This is a genomic window from Photobacterium sp. ABD4_091, assembly GCF_056160145.1.
The window spans coordinates 463,087-479,309 of the sequence record NZ_JBSWWQ010000001.1 but is presented as its reverse complement, the minus strand read 5'-3'; the positions used below and the strand labels follow the sequence as shown (position 1 = coordinate 479,309).

14 protein-coding genes are annotated in these 16,223 nt (G+C 50.9%); 9 read left to right on the top strand and 5 right to left on the bottom strand.

The annotated features are described in order from the left end of the window. Nucleotides 1–194: 194 nt before the first annotated feature. The 5 genes from ACXAGQ_RS01960 to ACXAGQ_RS01940 all read left to right on the top strand — a co-directional run bounded on the left by ACXAGQ_RS01960 (nucleotide 195) and on the right by ACXAGQ_RS01940 (nucleotide 7,429). The gene (locus tag ACXAGQ_RS01960; protein WP_475251365.1) at nucleotides 195–2,207 is read left to right on the top strand and encodes an NADPH-dependent 2,4-dienoyl-CoA reductase; all 2,013 of its coding nucleotides are present in this window, start codon (nucleotides 195–197) and stop codon (nucleotides 2,205–2,207) included. Nucleotides 2,208–2,386: 179 nt separating this feature from the next. Further along, nucleotides 2,387–2,950, top strand: a complete 564-nt coding sequence (locus tag ACXAGQ_RS01955; RefSeq protein WP_475251363.1) for an NAD(P)H nitroreductase — start codon at nucleotides 2,387–2,389, stop codon at nucleotides 2,948–2,950. A gap of 140 nt (nucleotides 2,951–3,090) precedes the next feature. Next, on the top strand, nucleotides 3,091–4,131 hold the full coding sequence (gene selD, locus ACXAGQ_RS01950) for a selenide, water dikinase SelD (protein WP_475251361.1): 1,041 nt from the start codon (nucleotides 3,091–3,093) through the stop codon (nucleotides 4,129–4,131). Between the two features lie 2 nt (nucleotides 4,132–4,133). Further along, complete coding sequence (gene mnmH / locus ACXAGQ_RS01945; RefSeq protein ID WP_475251359.1) at nucleotides 4,134–5,228, top strand: tRNA 2-selenouridine(34) synthase MnmH; 1,095 nt, start codon at nucleotides 4,134–4,136, stop codon at nucleotides 5,226–5,228. Between the two features lie 182 nt (nucleotides 5,229–5,410). Next, nucleotides 5,411–7,429 (top strand): DNA topoisomerase III, encoded by a 2,019-nt coding sequence (locus ACXAGQ_RS01940; RefSeq protein ID WP_475254640.1) that lies wholly within the window; start codon nucleotides 5,411–5,413, stop codon nucleotides 7,427–7,429. Between the two features lie 18 nt (nucleotides 7,430–7,447). Here the strand turns inward: ACXAGQ_RS01940 and ACXAGQ_RS01935 are convergent, their stop codons facing one another. Together ACXAGQ_RS01935 and ACXAGQ_RS01930 are read right to left on the bottom strand one after the other, a co-directional pair. Next, a complete protein-coding gene (locus ACXAGQ_RS01935; RefSeq protein ID WP_475251357.1) occupies nucleotides 7,448–9,085 on the bottom strand; it encodes a sensor domain-containing diguanylate cyclase in 1,638 nt (545 codons plus the stop codon). A gap of 297 nt (nucleotides 9,086–9,382) precedes the next feature. After that, nucleotides 9,383–10,078, bottom strand: a complete 696-nt coding sequence (locus ACXAGQ_RS01930; RefSeq protein WP_475251355.1) for an SDR family oxidoreductase — start codon at nucleotides 10,076–10,078, stop codon at nucleotides 9,383–9,385. 118 nt (nucleotides 10,079–10,196) lie between these two features. Between ACXAGQ_RS01930 and ACXAGQ_RS01925 the strand changes: the two genes are divergently transcribed. Beyond that, the gene (locus ACXAGQ_RS01925) at nucleotides 10,197–10,472 is read left to right on the top strand and encodes a hypothetical protein (protein WP_475251353.1); all 276 of its coding nucleotides are present in this window, start codon (nucleotides 10,197–10,199) and stop codon (nucleotides 10,470–10,472) included. 47 nt (nucleotides 10,473–10,519) lie between these two features. Here the strand turns inward: ACXAGQ_RS01925 and ACXAGQ_RS01920 are convergent, their stop codons facing one another. Both ACXAGQ_RS01920 and ACXAGQ_RS01915 read right to left on the bottom strand, forming a co-directional pair. Then, a complete protein-coding gene (locus ACXAGQ_RS01920; RefSeq protein WP_475251351.1) occupies nucleotides 10,520–12,364 on the bottom strand; it encodes a DUF3413 domain-containing protein in 1,845 nt (614 codons plus the stop codon). A gap of 50 nt (nucleotides 12,365–12,414) precedes the next feature. Continuing rightward, entirely contained in the window at nucleotides 12,415–12,633 is a 219-nt protein-coding gene (locus ACXAGQ_RS01915) for a YejL family protein (RefSeq protein WP_107298617.1), read from the bottom strand. A gap of 84 nt (nucleotides 12,634–12,717) precedes the next feature. On the opposite strand from ACXAGQ_RS01915, the gene yejK reads away from it, so the two are divergent. From yejK to ACXAGQ_RS01900, 3 genes are all read left to right on the top strand, one after another. Then, a complete protein-coding gene (gene yejK / locus ACXAGQ_RS01910) occupies nucleotides 12,718–13,731 on the top strand; it encodes a nucleoid-associated protein YejK (protein WP_475251349.1) in 1,014 nt (337 codons plus the stop codon). Nucleotides 13,732–13,945: 214 nt separating this feature from the next. Further along, a complete protein-coding gene (locus ACXAGQ_RS01905; RefSeq protein WP_475251347.1) occupies nucleotides 13,946–15,178 on the top strand; it encodes an Hpt domain-containing protein in 1,233 nt (410 codons plus the stop codon). A 58-nt stretch (nucleotides 15,179–15,236) separates the two neighbouring features. Further along, on the top strand, nucleotides 15,237–15,599 hold the full coding sequence (locus ACXAGQ_RS01900) for a nitrous oxide-stimulated promoter family protein (protein ID WP_475251345.1): 363 nt from the start codon (nucleotides 15,237–15,239) through the stop codon (nucleotides 15,597–15,599). A gap of 108 nt (nucleotides 15,600–15,707) precedes the next feature. Here the strand turns inward: ACXAGQ_RS01900 and fldA are convergent, their stop codons facing one another. After that, nucleotides 15,708–16,196, bottom strand: a complete 489-nt coding sequence (gene fldA, locus ACXAGQ_RS01895) for a flavodoxin FldA (RefSeq protein WP_475251343.1) — start codon at nucleotides 16,194–16,196, stop codon at nucleotides 15,708–15,710. Nucleotides 16,197–16,223: the final 27 nt, after the last annotated feature.

Below are 16,223 nucleotides of genomic sequence, written 5' to 3'. Positions count from 1 at the left end.
ATGGCTTAGGGATACATATGCGGAGCAGTTATCACCTAAATGAACAAACACCGTGCCGTTACTTTACGATACGTTTTTATACATGGAGTTAGATCTAAATCAATATATTGTTGCGTTTATGTAAACGATTGTTTGAAATATGGTTGGTCGCTTCGTATACTGGTCAGACCATAACAACATAAAGAATGGAAGCCATGGACGATAAATCTTACCCTCATCTGTTATCACCGCTAGAACTTGGTTTCACTCAATTACGTAATCGTGTGTTGATGGGATCGATGCATACCGGTTTGGAAGAATCCCGTGACGGGTTCAAGAAACTTGCCGCTTTCTACGCTGCCCGTGCCAAAGGCGGTGTTGGCCTTATTGTCACCGGCGGATTCTCGCCGAATTTTCGTGGTCGCCTTCACCCGCTGAGTGCCGAATTCAGTTCCGGCCGCGCAGCGCGGGCACACCGTGTTATTACCGATGCCGTGCATGATGAGGGTGGGAAGATCGCCTTGCAGCTGCTCCATGCCGGGCGTTATGCCATGCATCCTTTTGCCGTCAGCGCTTCCGCCATCAAGGCGCCTATCTCGAAGTTCACTCCCAAAGAGATGAGTACCCGCCAGATCAAGAAAACCATCGAAGCGTTTGCCCGCAGCTCAGAGCTTGCCAGAGAAGCAGGTTACGACGGGGTCGAGCTGATGGGCTCGGAAGGTTACCTGATCAACCAGTTTATCTGTAAGCGTTCGAATCACCGTTACGATGAATGGGGCGGTAGCTATGAGAACCGGATGCGCTTCCCGCTTGAGCTGGTCAAAGCGGTGCGAGCCCGGGTAGGGAGGGATTTCATTATCGTCTTCCGTCTGTCGATGCTCGATTTAGTGGAGCAGGGCAGCACCCATGAAGAAGTGGTGATGCTGGCTAAGCAGCTTGAGCAAGCAGGCGTGACTATCCTCAATACCGGTATTGGCTGGCATGAAGCTAGGATCCCAACTATCGCAACCCAGGTACCGAGAGCGGCCTTTGCCTGGGTAACAGAAAAGCTCAAGTCGGAAATATCTATTCCGCTGGTGACCTGTAACCGAATCAATACTCCCCAGGTCGCGGAAGATATTCTAGCGAGCCAGCAAGCGGATATGGTGTCTATGGCGAGGCCGTTCTTGGCCGATCCGGATTTCGTTGTCAAAGCGGAGCAAGACCGGGCTGATGACATCAATACCTGTATCGGTTGTAACCAAGCGTGTTTGGATCATGTGTTCGTTGGCAAGCGAGCAAGCTGCTTGGTCAATCCGCAGGCTTGTTACGAAACCGAATTAATTTTGTCGCCATCGGCGAGCCAGCGCCGCATTGCCATCGTCGGCGCAGGGCCTGCCGGAATGGCAACCGCTGTTGCAGCGGCTGAAAGGGGCTTCGAGGTGGATTTGTTCGAGAAGAATGATCACCTTGGCGGCCAGTTCAACTTGGCGATGCAGATCCCCGGCAAGGAAGAATTCAAGGAAACCATCCGTTATTTCACCCGCCGCCTAGAGCAGACCGAGGTGAATGTGAAGCTTGGGCATGCCGTGTCCGTGGATGACTTGCAAGGTTATGATGAAGTGATCGTTGCAACTGGCGTCCAACCGCGTCGTCCGCCAATTCCGGGCATAGACCATGAGAAGGTCATCGATTACCAGACGCTGATCCGCGACAAAGTCGAACTGGGCCAGCGAGTAGCTGTCATCGGTGCTGGTGGGATCGGAGTGGATGTCTCTACCATGCTGACCGAACCCGATCATCAGAGCTTGGATGACTGGCTCAAGGACTGGGGGATCGACAAGTCCATTGAGCATGCTGGTGGGCTGTATCCGTATGAGGAATACGTTAGTCAGCGCCAGGTATGGTTGATGCAGCGCCGTCCGGGCAAGATGGGTAAAGGGCCGGGCAAGACGACCGGGTGGATCCACAAGAAAGTATTGGAAAAACGAGGCGTTGAACTACTGAGTGGCGTGAGCTACGACAAAGTCGATGACCAAGGTTTGCACATCACGGTCGAAGGGCAGACGCGGGTCCTGGAGGTCGATAACGTGGTGCTGTGTGCTGGGCAAACTTCGGTGGATGAACTTTCCGATGCGCTCAAGGCCAAGAACATCAATGTCCATGTGATTGGCGGCGCGGATGTCGCCGGCGAGGTCGATGCCAAACGTGTGATCCGCCAAGGGGTTGAGCTGGCGGCGAAGCTCTAGAAGCAGAAGCGAGTACCTAGATCCTAGTTCCGAGGAAGTGCGAAGCCGGTTCTTCAACCTCTAGGAACCTGGATCTAGGTTCTAGGATCTCAATCTCCGAATCTCACACTTTTCCCATGGACTTACCGTATTAAAACTATGCTATCGTCTTAATTAGGATAGGTTTTAACGAGGTTGTTATGGACGCACTTACCTTATTGCTCAACCGCAGATCACTGCCGAAAATGGTTGCACCCGCCCCGCAAGGGGAAGCGCTGGAAGCGGTTCTTCGCGCCGGCTTGCGCGCACCGGACCATGCGGGTCTGACTCCGTGGCGGTTTATTGTTTCTCAGGAGGATGGCTCTAACGGGGATGGTAGACAGAAGCTTTCAGATATTTTAGTAGAAGCGGCCAACAGCGATGGAGCCGATGAAGCGACTATCGAGAAAGCGGGCAAGTCACCTTTCAGGGCGCCGATGGTGATCACCGTTGTGGCTAAGGTTTCTGAGCATGACAAGGTACCGGTGATTGAGCAGCACCTCTCAGCAGGCTGTGCCGTACAGGCGATGCAGCTGGCAGCGGTGGCACAGGGGTTTGCTGGTTTTTGGCGTACTGGGAAATGGGCCTACCATCCGGTTGTGCGACAGGCTTTGGGCGTGGAAGGGAATGATATGATCGTTGGCTTCTTGTATTTAGGGACGCCCGGTTGCCGTGATGCCAAAGCACCAGAGCGGGATTTGACGCAATTTGTTGAGTACCTTTAACCTTATAATCGACGTTCTTTAGCCGCACATAACGCTAAAACAAGAAGGGAACCATAGGTTCTCCTTTTTGATCCAGGTGGATGACAGGATCTGGTTGCAGGAGTAGAATCCATCGCTCTTGTAAATTTTCGGAGCGTGTCATGGAAAATGTTCGCCTTACCCAATACAGCCATGGAGCAGGATGTGGTTGTAAAATCTCCCCTCAAGTTCTTGATACTATTCTTCGAACGCAGCTCGCTCCGTTTGCCGATCCTAACCTACTTGTAGGTAACGAAAGTAAAGATGATGCGGCGGTCTATGACCTTGGCAACGGTACGGCAGTGGTGAGCACTACCGATTTCTTCATGCCGATTGTCGATGACCCGTATGATTTTGGTCGCATTGCGGCAACAAACGCAATCAGTGATATCTACGCCATGGGTGGCAAGCCGATTATGGCGATCGCGATCCTGGGCTGGCCGGTAAATGTATTGGCACCAGAAATCGCCCAGCAGGTGATTGAAGGCGGCCGTGCCGTCTGCCGTGAAGCAGGGATTTCTCTGGCTGGCGGCCATTCCATTGATGCGCCAGAGCCAATTTTCGGTCTTGCCGTGACGGGGATTGTCGATACTGACCGTGTTAAGCGAAACAATCAGGCAGAAGCGGGTTGTAAACTATACCTGACCAAACCATTGGGTATTGGTGTGCTGACGACTGCTGAGAAAAAGTCAAAGCTACTTGATGAGCATCGCGGTCTGGCCCGAGACTGGATGTGTCAGCTGAATAAGCCGGGTGCAGACTTAGCCAATGTTACGGGTGTGAAAGCCATGACCGACGTGACTGGTTTTGGCTTAATGGGCCACCTTAACGAAATCTGCGAAGGCAGCGGCCTGAAAGCAACCATCGATTTCTCCCAGGTTCCTCACTTACCGGGTGTTTTTGAGTATATCGAGCAAGGCTGCGTACCGGGTGGCACCGAGCGTAACTTTGCCAGCTATGGCCATCGTTTGTGCGCCATGACAGATCAGCAGAAAGCGCTGCTTTGTGATCCGCAGACATCAGGCGGTTTGCTGCTGGCGGTGGTACCTGAAGCCGAGCAAGAAGTAAAAGCCCTGGCTCAGCAGCACGGTATCGAGCTCAATGCGATCGGTGATTTGGCTGCGGCTGCAGCTGATGAAACTGTACTGATTGAGATTCGCTAAATATGTCACGTCCGAATTGCCAAGATTTTCGCCAGCTGTTTATCAACGACACACCGCTGATGGACATGCGTGCGCCAGTAGAGTTTGAGCAAGGCGCTTTCCCAGCTTCTATCAACCGCCCATTGATGCTCGATGAGGAACGGAAGGCGGTTGGTACATGCTACAAGGAGCAAGGGCAGGAAGCGGCGATTGCACTAGGCCACAAGCTGGTACATGGTGATATCAAAGCCGAGCGAGTAGCCCAGTGGAAAACTTTTTGCGAAGCGAACCCCAATGGCTACTTGTACTGTTTTCGTGGCGGGCTGCGTTCGCGTATCACCCAGCAGTGGCTGAAAGAAGCAGGTATCGATTACCCGTTTGTCGAAGGCGGTTACAAAGCTCTGCGCCGCTTCTTGATAGATACTATCGATGAGGTGGCGACCAAGCCAATGACATTGATCGGCGGTAATACTGGCTGCGGCAAAACCATTATGGTGAATGAAATTGCCAACGGTATTGACTTAGAAGGTGCTGCCAACCATCGCGGGTCATCATTTGGCCGTTATGTGACGGCGCAGCGAACCCAAATTAACTTCGAGAATATCCTGGCAATTGCCATGCTCAAAAAGCAAGCCGCCGGCGCCTCGCATTTTGTCTATGAAGATGAAGGTAAAATAATCGGCTCGGTCAGTGTCCCTCTGACGATCGTCAAAGCGATGCAACACGCCCAGATAGCCATTGTCGATGATCCGCTGGATGTACGTTTGGCGCGATTGCTGGAAGATTATGTCGTAAGGATGCAACGTGACTTCTGTGCTAAACACGGAGAACAAGAGGGTTGGGTGCTTTTTGCCCAGTATCTTGAGCGCGGCTTGTATTGTATTCGCAAGCGCCTCGGCTTCCAGCGCTACGAAGAATTGCTTCAGGTACAGCAGCAGGCAGTGAAAGCGATGCAGGCAAATGGTGATTTGTCAGGCCACTATGATTGGCTGAGCTTGCTGCTGGAGCAATACTACGATCCTATGTACACCTACCAGCTTGGCAAGAAGGCTGATCGTATTGTTTTCCGTGGTGAGTATGCCGATGTAAAAGCGTGGTTGGCTGAAAAAAGTGCCTAACTGGCTGGTTAGATAACCCAAATGCTGAAAGCCCGGCTCGTAAGACCCGGGCTTTTTTGGATATAGCGCAGTACACCATTTCTACGGAGCTGTGTTTATATCCAGTATTTTCTTGTCCTGTGTGGACTTTTTTCATATAGTTCAGCCAAGTCTTTCCAATGCGATCCAACTTAACTTCAGCCATGTCTCGTCTTTATATTGCAGAAAAACCTAGCCTTGGGCGTGCGATAGCCGCTGTATTGCCTCGACCTCACAAGAACCACGACGGTTATATCGAGGCGGGCAACGGTGATATCGTCACTTGGTGTATCGGCCATTTGCTCGAGCAGGTTGAGCCGGACGCCTATGACGAAAAATACAAAAAATGGAATATGGCAGATTTGCCGATTGTGCCCCAGCAGTGGCAGCTAGCGCCGCGCAAATCAGCTAAAAAACAGTTGGGGGTGGTACGCAAGCTGTGCAAGCAAGCCAGTGAAGTGGTTCACGCCGGAGACCCAGACAGGGAAGGGCAGTTGCTGGTCGATGAGGTGATTGATTATGTCAATCTAGCCCAGGGTAAAAAAGCGGCCATGCAGCGGCTGCTGATTTCCGACCTTAACCCGTCTGCAGTCAAGCGGGCGCTCGGCAAACTGCGTAGCAACCGTGATTTTATTCCGTTGTCAGTCTCGGCACTGGCCCGCTCCCGTGCTGATTGGCTGTATGGCATGAACATGACCCGGGCTTATACCCTGCTGGGCCAGAAAGGGGGTTACCGGGGCGTATTGTCGGTAGGCCGGGTGCAGACACCAGTATTGGGTTTGGTTACCCGACGTGATGATGAAATTGCCAATTTTATCCCCAAGCCATTTTATGAACTGTTTGCGCTTATCCCTTACCAGCAGCAGGAGATCCGCGCCAGATGGAAGCCGAGTGAAGCGTGTAAGCCATGGCTGGATGAAGATGGCCGGATAATGAACCGCAAACTTTGCGAGAACGTTGTTAGCCGTATCAAGGGGCAGCCTGCCGAAGTGACGGCTTCGGAACGCAAGGAAACCCGCCAGGCCCCGCCATTGCCATATTCTTTGTCGGCGCTTCAGATTGATGCTGCCAAGCGCTTCGGTATGAGTGCTGCCGATGTTCTGGCCACTTGTCAGTCGCTGTATGAAAAGCATAAGGTGATCACTTATCCGCGTTCAGATTGCCGTTATTTGCCGATGGATCACTACCGACAGGCTGGCGATGTGTGCCAAGCGATTGCCAATACTGACAGCCAGCTTGGTAAGGCTGTGGATGGGGCGGATACCAGCCTCAAATCAAAAGCATGGAATGATAAAAAAGTCGATGCCCACCATGCGATTATTCCCACCCCCAAGGCGGTCAATGCCGCGAGCCTGAGTGGCAGCGAGCAGAAGGTGTATCAACTGGTTGCCAGACAATACCTGATGCAGTTTTACCCGGCAGCCATATACAGTGAAGCCAAGCTGGAGTTCACCATTGCTGGGGGGCTTTTTGTCGCTCGGGGGCGCCAGTTGATGTCGTCAGGTTGGCGTGCCTTGCTTGGTCGCGATGAACCGGCGGACAAGGAAGCTGATCTTGCCGACAAAGTACCGCCGCTTGAGATAGGCACGGTGCTGACCTGCCGCGATGGTGAGATCCTCGATAAAATGACCGAGCCACCAAAGCCATTTACCGAAGCGACGTTGTTGCAGGCGATGACGGGTATTGCCCGTTTTGTCTCTGACAGCTCGCTAAAAAAAATCCTCCGTGACACTGATGGCTTGGGCACGGAAGCAACCCGGGCAGGGATCCTCGATATATTGTTCAAGCGACAGTTGCTGATGCGTCAAGGTAAAAGTATCCATGCTACCGAGGCTGGAAAGGGGCTTGTCTATGCCTTGCCGGATGAGGCTACCTATCCGGATATGACAGCCCACTGGGAGCACCAGCTACAGGATATGGCAGATAAGAAATGTGCCTACAAACCTTTTATGGATGCGCTGGAAGTGCAGGTGACCCAGTTGATGGAAAAGGTGAAAACCAGCGAGGTTCCGCAAAGCCTTCGTGATTTGAAATCTCCCGAGCCGTTTAAACAACGACGCTACAGTAAAGGTGGTGGTAAGGGGAGTAGTAAGGGCGGGAAGCGATCTTCTGGCAATAGCAGCCGAAGTTCCGCGGGCAGCTCACGTGCCCCCCGCCGGCGTAGTGCGAAAAAACCTGACTAAGTGAATGGGGTAGAAGGGTTATTCGTTGATCATGAATATCTGGTTGCGCCCGCAAGATTTGGCCTCGTAAAGGGCGGCATCGGCGAGCTTGAAGAAGGCGTCAGCCGTGCTGCTCCCAGAGGGAGTCTGGGTACACCCGCCGACACTGATGGTGACAATACTGGCACTATCTTGTGATGACGGGTTTCTGGGTAAGGCCAGGTCACGAATGGCACTGAGCGCACGCTCGGCGGCATATTCCGCGGCTTGCTGGTCTTGGCCCGGCAAGAGCAGGACAAACTCTTCGCCGCCGTACCGGGCAAACAGCGCTCCAGCACGGCGCTCAAGCGGCGCGAGTGTTTGGGCGATAGTTTTTAGGCATTGATCGCCAACAGCATGGCCGAAGCTATCGTTGTACGTTTTGAAGTGGTCGACATCAATAATCAGCAGTGAAATGGGCAGGCAGTGGCGCTCTGCACGCCGCCACTCTTCGGCAAACCGCTCGTCAAACTGGCGCCGGTTGGCGACCTGTGTCAGCGGGTCTTCACGAGAGACTTTCTCCAGTTTTTCGTTGGCCTGCTGTAATGCCTGTGTGCGTTCGGCAACCCTCAGCTCTAGTTCGGTATTAAGCTGGATGAGCTTTTCCTCGGCTTGGCGTCTTACCAAATGCTGGGAGACAATGAAGGCAAACTGCTTGAGCAGCTGGTGCAAGTGAGAGGGCAGTGGCATGCCGCTGAGTAAGTTGTCGCAGGCGATCCAGCCTATCGGTGTATCTTCATCCCAAAGCGAAATATAGGCGCTCCAGCCAAACCCGACCACCTTGAGGTTATGGTAAAGTGGGGTGTTTTCCTCAATGGCCAAATACTCTTCATTCTTCTGCAGGGCATGGACCGAGAACCATAGATCCGGTATTTCCGTCTCAAAATAATGCTCATCGACGGTATTGCCATGGATATCGGTTCCATATGTGCCTTGCATACGATTGTCAGAATTGAACAGGAAGATAGCCATCCGGTCGATATTGAGCTGTTTTTTGGCTTCGTCGACGGTGGTAAAAAGCATGCTGTTGATTGAGTCAGCTCGCCATAGCTTGAACGAGATATCGTGCAGCGCCTGAAGCTGTTTCTGCAAATTGATCTGTTCATGCTGGCGAATTTTCAGCTCGCGCTCGGCAATACAACGGTTACTGTGCTCATCTTGGATAATGGCATCATTCACCGAGGTATTAAGCTCAGAAGCGAGCAACACACCCAGGAAGCGAAAGTCATGGGTATCCAGCTCTTGCGTGGTTGCTGTTTTGGGAAAATCAGCAATAAAGCAGCCAATGATCCGCGAACGTTTTTCCAGTGGCAGAACAAGGCGGATACTTCCCCCGTGCTCGAAAAGCATCGCGCTTTGTAATTTGACTGCCTGGTTTACCTGGTCAAAGGAGAAAACCTCACTGTTAGCATCAGAGGGGGTGATAGCTGGGGAGAAATAGTTGATCCCTGTGTTATCCATGATCAGGAACGTCTTCCAGTTTGAGCCGTCAGCAACCACCAAGATGGCATCTTCCACAGCGAAGCCTAGCATCAGATTCCGGCAAATTTGCTCGCAGGTCGCCCTCAAGTCGTGTGACTTGCCCGAAAGCGCTAGCACCCGGTCGTAGAAGTCTTGAATATGAAAACCTTGAGTCAAATGACCATCCCAAATATTGATAGTGAGCCCGGTACGTAACTAAGTTAAAACCGCAGAGGGTGCGCCCGGAGGCAGTGGATAGGAGCCAGTGACAACGAAAATTAATCAGCCACATACCATTGTTACGAATTTTTTTCGATAAAAGGCATATGGATACAGCAAATTGGCCGTTTTTTATCGTTTGGTTGCAGGAAATGCGACGGGATACACAATGGAGTGTAACTGGCTAATTGCTCAGCCAGTCAAAGTAAGAAGGTGCTCTTAAGTGGGGCGAATACTAGGCACTAAGTAGAATAATCACCAAGCTAAGTAGTTCCCCTGGTAATCCATAAACAGCCCAGAGTCAGCGGGAGTCAAATTATCAATCACTTTCTTTAGACTGGCAGCTGCGGTGTGACTATCTATCAGGGCATTGGGCCCGCCCATCTCGGTTTGGACCCAGCCAGGGTGAAGGGCAACCGAAATGATGCCTTCGGGTAGCAGGTCATTGGACAGGCTTTTGACCACGGAGTTGAGAGCGGCCTTGGATGAGCGGTAGATATACCCGCCACCGCTGGTATTCTCGGCCATACTGCCGACTTTCGAAGACAAGCAGGCTATCACGCCAGGTTCGCCTTGTTTTAGCTGGGGGTAAAACGCTTCAGCGAGCTTGAGTGGGGCAATGGTGTTGATCTCAAAAACCTTGCGCCATTCCTCTGCATCGGTATTGCCAAACCCATAGCCTTTGGGGCCATAGTAACCGGCATTATTGATCAATAAATCGAGGCTGGTGGACTCCATCGTCTGGGCTAGCTGCATGACAGCTTGGTGATCGGTAACATCGAGCTCTGCAATCATCAGGTTGGGAAAGACATCTTGCCGGCGGGTTAACTCATCGGCACGGGCTATATCGCGACAGGTAGCAACGACTTGCCAGCCTGCTTCCAGATAAGCGACGGTTAGCGCCAGCCCCACGCCACGGTTAGCTCCGGTAATTAAGACATGCTTGCTCATTTTATCCCCCTAACATACTGCTGTGAGGTATAAAGATAGCGGATGTATTGAATCTAAGACAGCCCTAAACAGCGGGCTCCGCTACATTTTAGGTGTTTATTTTCATATATGGATGTTTATGACTCTTTCACCTAAGTTTGCAGGGGTAGCCATCATCGCTGGCCTCTTCAGCGGGTGTGCGGACACGCGACATGAAACCCTGTCCGAGCTGGGTTTCACCCGGCCTTACTTGGATGGCTACCAAGATGGCTGCTACAGCCGCAAGCACGAACCCGCTACGCATTTGGACGGCTTCCGCCAGGACCCAGAAAGGATGGAGGCTGACAATAAATATGCCTATGGCTGGCAGGATGGCTATGAGCAATGCTATGCCGACAACAAAGATTACTTATAACAAAAAAAGGGCAGCCGATGTGGCTGCCCTTATCAGATCACTCTGGATTACTCGGACTGATTGAAGCGTTTCATCTCGTGCATGGCTTGCATCAAGGTAGATAGCTTGGGCTTGGCTGAATCCAAGCGCTTGTAGTTTTGGTCATAAACCAAATAATTGCCGTATTTGTCGATGACAGTGGTTGATTCCGGCTGGATCATCACAATGTCTTTTTCGTTACCTGCCAAAATCCAGCGGCGCTTCGTCGAATTGGTAAACAGGCTATTGCCGCTGCTGTAAGCGGACGACGGTGTCGTAGTGTTGAACAGCGATTCCATCAGCGTCGGTGCAATATCAAGGTGGCTCGTTAGCCGGTCACTGACTGATGTAACGCTGCCCGGCCAATGGATGACGAGGGGAACTTTCAGCTGGTACTGGCTATAGTTGCTGTTGGCACCCCAGCTGTTGCTGCCTGTCTCGTTGAATTCTGTACCGTGGTTTGCCGTAATAATGACGATGGTATCGTCCATCAGGTTCAAATCAACCAGTTGGTCAAAGATGCGGATTAATTGCTCATCTATGTAGTAAGCCGCATTACGGTAGCTGTTCTTCAGGATCAAATTAGTGTTTTGCCCTGATACATTGCTCGAACCGAGTGATGGCTCAAATTTCGGCGAGTAATCGCCGCCTTCCTCGAAGTTTTGTACCGAGGTCAGTTCAATGTAGCTGAACCAAGGTTCATTATCAGTTTGGGCTTCAAGCCATTTGCTCCAGTGATCAACGGCTTCGCTATCTTGATTTGTGCTGACCAGCTCATCCAGCGGCAGGCCGCTGAAAATCGCCTCGCTGTAGATAGGATCTTCACTGATGTTGTCTGCGCCAAACAAACCAAACTGGTAGCCGCGTTTTTCAAGCGTGCTGATCAGTAGCGGCTTGGTGCCTGTAGAGCGGGCACTGTTGATATAGCTGTTCGGAAGGCCATAGAACAGGCCGAAAATCCCGGCAGTATTTTCATTGCTGCTGCTGTAATGGTTATCGAAGTGCATATTCTGGCTGGCAAACGCAGAGAGGTAAGGCATGGTTTCAGCCTCGACCATATCACTACGCAGGCCATCAATCATCACGACCAGGAGGTTTTGTCCTGTGCCAGGATCATCAAATGCAATTTTTTCCAGCGGGTAGCGCAGCTGCTCGCTGGTTTCGACCCCTTGGGCATTGAGGCGTTCGGTATACTCTTCACGATCAAGCAGGCCATGCTTCTCCATGAAGGTCTTCGCGGTCATTGGGTATGACAGCGGGAAATTAGAGCGCTGCACGGTGATAGGGCGATACAGTTTAGCATCAGCCCAAATGTACATCAGGTGGCTGCTGATAAAACAGAACCCGAATACCATGGCGATTGGCACACCGACATGTTTGCGAGTGAGTTTTCTAAGTTTGCGCCACAGCCACTCTGACAACACGAGTTGCAGCAGGAAAATCACCGGAACGGTCACAAACAGGTATTGCCAGCGGGCATTGAGCTCGGTTCGCTCACCACTCAACAGCAGATCCCATACCAAGGGGCTCAGGTGGAGCTCAAGGGTTTCGTAGGCATGGGTATCGAGCAACAGGGCTGTGAGGCCGGTAGTAGCAACCAATACCGCAAACAGTCGCATCAGGCGCTGTGACGGGATCAGGAAACTGGCCGGGAAGAGGATCAGTATATAAAAACCAAATACCAAGAAGCCAAAATGGCCTACCCAGCTGAATAGCAGGTAGAACTGGCCAACCAGCGAGGCTGGCCATTCGGAATGGGCAATATACCGCGTACCCAAAAGCATGGCGGCGATAATATTGAAAAAACTGAACCAGTGTCCCCAGCTGATAAGCTGAGAGACTTTCTCTTTGTAATTGTTACCGCTGGAGACCATAGATGTCAGTATTTCCCAGTCCTATATAGCTGTAGCACAAGCAAACAAGATTAATCTTCTTTGATAGAAGACTGCAGAGCGTGTGCGAATTTATCTGCAATAGCTTTCCTTTGCGATGCAGGAACATCTGCATTGATGATATTGGTGGCGATGTTGCCAACGATCATCAGAGCAAGTTCTGCAGAAGCATCATGCTTCTCTAATACATCGAACATATCTTCAATGATTTGTTCAACTTTTTTATTGGTGTATTTTGAAGTAATTGGCATAGGAAGTCTTGTTTAATCTTGTTTAATGTTAAGGAAAGCGACTTATAATAACCTACACATTAGAATTACTGAAATTTTTCCATTATGAGTCTCACGCTTTCCAACGTCATTCTTCACCAATTAGTCAAGAATGAAAACGATGAATTGGAAATTCATCTACGAAAACAATCTCTTGAGAACAATACAGCGACCGAAGAGCTGGTTTCCGAGCTACATCGGGTATACAGCAGCAAAGGAGCCAAAGGGTTCGGTCATTTCTCTGACGATAGCGAATTTGGCCACTGGCTGAAACAGGCTCGTCGTGGTGAGTTGGACTTTCTTACATTTTCTAACCAATCGGCCCAGCGTTTGCAGACTGAACTGGCGAAATACCCGTTTGCAGAAATGGGGACTTTGGTCATTGCCGAATACCAATCGCTGGCGACCGACTACTTATTTATCGGCCTGCTGCCAACCTGCCACAGTATGAAGGTGACAGAGCAACTGGATATCAGCGCAACGGATTATCTGGATGTGTCCAAAATGGATATCGTAGCCCGCATCGATTTGTCTTCTTGGGAAACAGATGCTGAATCGAACCGTTACCTGACGTTTATCAAAGGACGAGTGGGCCGTAAGATCGCTGATTTCTTCCTTGATTTCCTCCAGGCGGAAGTGGGGCTGGATGTTAAAGAGCAAAACCAGGTGCTGATGCAGGCGGTGGAAGATTTCTGTGCAGACTCGCGCATGGATAAAGAAGAGAAGCAGGAATACCGCAAACAGGTATATGACTACTGCAACAGCCAACTTCAGGCTGGCGACGAAGTAACAGTCAAAGAGCTCGCTGCTGAACTGCCTGAGTCGGATGACGGTACCGATTTCTACCAGTTCACTTCGCAGCAGGGTTATGAGCTGGAGGAAAGCTTCCCGGCAGATAGAACGGCGATGCGCAAGCTCACCAAGTTCGTTGGCTCGGGGGGCGGTGTTACAATCAATTTCGACGGCATGCTGCTTGGCGAACGTATTTTCTATGATGCCGATACGGATACCCTGACATTGAAAGGTACGCCACCAAACTTGAAAGACCAGCTATTGCGCAGGCTCAATAGCGACAGTTAAGTTAATGATTAAACGGGTAACTCGAAGAGTTACCCGTTTTTTGTTGACCGTTTTGCTGGCAATTTTTTGAACCAGCCTCTGATTTGGGTTGTAACTCTCTAATTATTTTGCCTACAGTTTTTGTATAGGGTTTGTATGTTTTTTCATACTTACCTGATCGTTTTTGCATACCAAGGTTTGGCTATAGGCCATTGGTAAATGGATAGGAGTGACCATGAAACGCACATCAGGCACAGGTTCTATTTCCCCCAGACCACGCCATAACACGATGTTAGGCTATATCGGCGCCGTGTGTATTTTGACAGCGCTACCCTGCCTATACCTTGGTGTCTCTATGTCTGGTGTGATGGGCTATTCATTGGTCGCTTTTTCCATAATGGCATTGGTGGCAGCATTGGGGATTGGTCATAGCCTGCTGGTCAAGTCAAAGAATGAGGCACTTCTCAACCTCGAGTCTTCACCGGAGCCTGTGGTGGAAAATGAGCCCTTACCTGAGTCCATATCCAAGCCATTAAGCCTTTCTACTGACGTTGAGGCTCTGGCGGTATTTGATAGTGATTACCTACTTGATACCATGGATGGTGATCGCGATATGGTCACCATGCTACTGGAGGTGTTTGTAGACGAGCACCTTGATGATGGCCATAAAATTGTAAAGGCGCTCCGGGACGGTGATTTAGATCAGGTTCAGATGATTTCGCACAGCTTGAAAGGGGTGTCGGCAAGTTTGGGCGCCGAGCAAATCCAGGCTTTGTCTGAGCAGGTTGAACGCCAAGTGATCACACAGGCTGATCCTGTGCAACTGGAAAAACTCTGTGAATTACTGAAGATGGTTTTCACGCCTGCTGCCCTGGCAATCCAAGCATTCCTTGATGAAAGCGAAGAGATCAAGCTCCGTGAGCTAAGCCAGGAAGGTAATATCCATAGTGAACAGCCACAAGCTGGTGCAGCAATGGCTGAACCTGTTGGGAGCCCTGTAGCGGAGACTTCTGAAACGCAAGCAAACAAGCCAGTTGTTACTTCTATTGGCCAGCCGAGTAAAGATGAAGGCGCTGAAACTGACTCTGAGACGAGTCCTGAAATTGCAGAGGCTTGCGAATGGCTTGATGTGGATGCCTTGAGGGATGCGATGGACGGTGATGAGGAAACTGTTTGTATGCTTCTCGAAATTTTCGTAGAAGACAATGCCGGGAAAGGGCAAGTCTTGGTCGCGGCGGCTTCAGAGCCCGGCCAACAAGAGCATGCGCTTAATATTGTCCATGCGCTGAAGGGGGTTGCAGCAAACCTCAGTGCGAGGCCATTGCGTGAATGCACTGGTGTGGTTGAAGCGAAATTTAAACAAAATGAGCCGGTTACCGTTGAAGAGTGCCAGAAAGTAGAGCGAATTTTGAACTATACTATTGCAACAGCAGAGGCTTACCTTACCAAAGCGGCCATAGGGGCATAGCGCTGGGTTTGATCGAGATCATATAAATGCTGCTGCTTGAGTGGATAATAGCACCACTATGATCGTTCAAACTTCTGGTCCAGCTCGTCAGCAGCGTGAGTTGGATACCGCAAAGGCGATGATTCGCCTTTACTGCAAAACGCTGCACCGTGGTGCCATTATGTGCCCTGAGTGTGAAGGGTTAATTCAATATGTTGAACACCGCGTAGAAAAATGCCGGCTCGGTAATGAAAAACCGAACTGTATCCAGTGTAAAAGCCACTGTTATCAGCCAGCCAAGCGCCTGCACTTCAACCATGTGCTGCGTTGGGCTATGCCAAAAATGGCCTGGCGACGTCCGCTGCAAACCCTGAAATTCAAGATCGACTGCTTACGCCGTGGCGAGCAGGTTGATACCACTTCATCATCCTTACAGCAGTAATCTTTTCTATCACCCCCTAAGCTGTATAGGCTGATCTTAGTGATTAAGTCCCAACAAAAAGGGCTGCGGTGTGCAGCCCTTGTCACTCTTTTTTCGATGCCTAACGGCTTAAAGGCCTAGCGTTGATAGCCAAGTGGCAATGCGATCATCTGTCAGTTCAGGCTGGCGGTCTTCATCCAGCGCAAGGCCGACAAATTTCCCGCCTTTGACTGCACGTGAGTCATTGAACTCGTAGCCATCTGTTGGCCATTCGCCGACGAGCTCACCACCTGCCTCTTCTACCATTTCAGCCAACTCACCCATCGCATCCAGGAAGCTATCAGGGTAATCAACCTGGTCGCCAAGGCCAAACAGAGCCACCTTTTTGCCATTGAGATCGGCATCTTCCAGTTCAGGAACAAAGTAATCCCAGTCAGGCTGCATCTCGCCGTAGTTGGCGGTGGGTGTACCGAGGATCAGCAAATCGTAGTCATCAAAGATATCGCTGCTGTTGCCCGCGATATCCTGCGCGTCCAAAGACAGCTTGGTTGCGATCTTTTCTGCTACTTTTTCTGTGTTGCCGGTATCGCTACCGAAGAAAATGCCGATGTTAGCCATATTGTATTCTCCTAACTATTTTCGTGG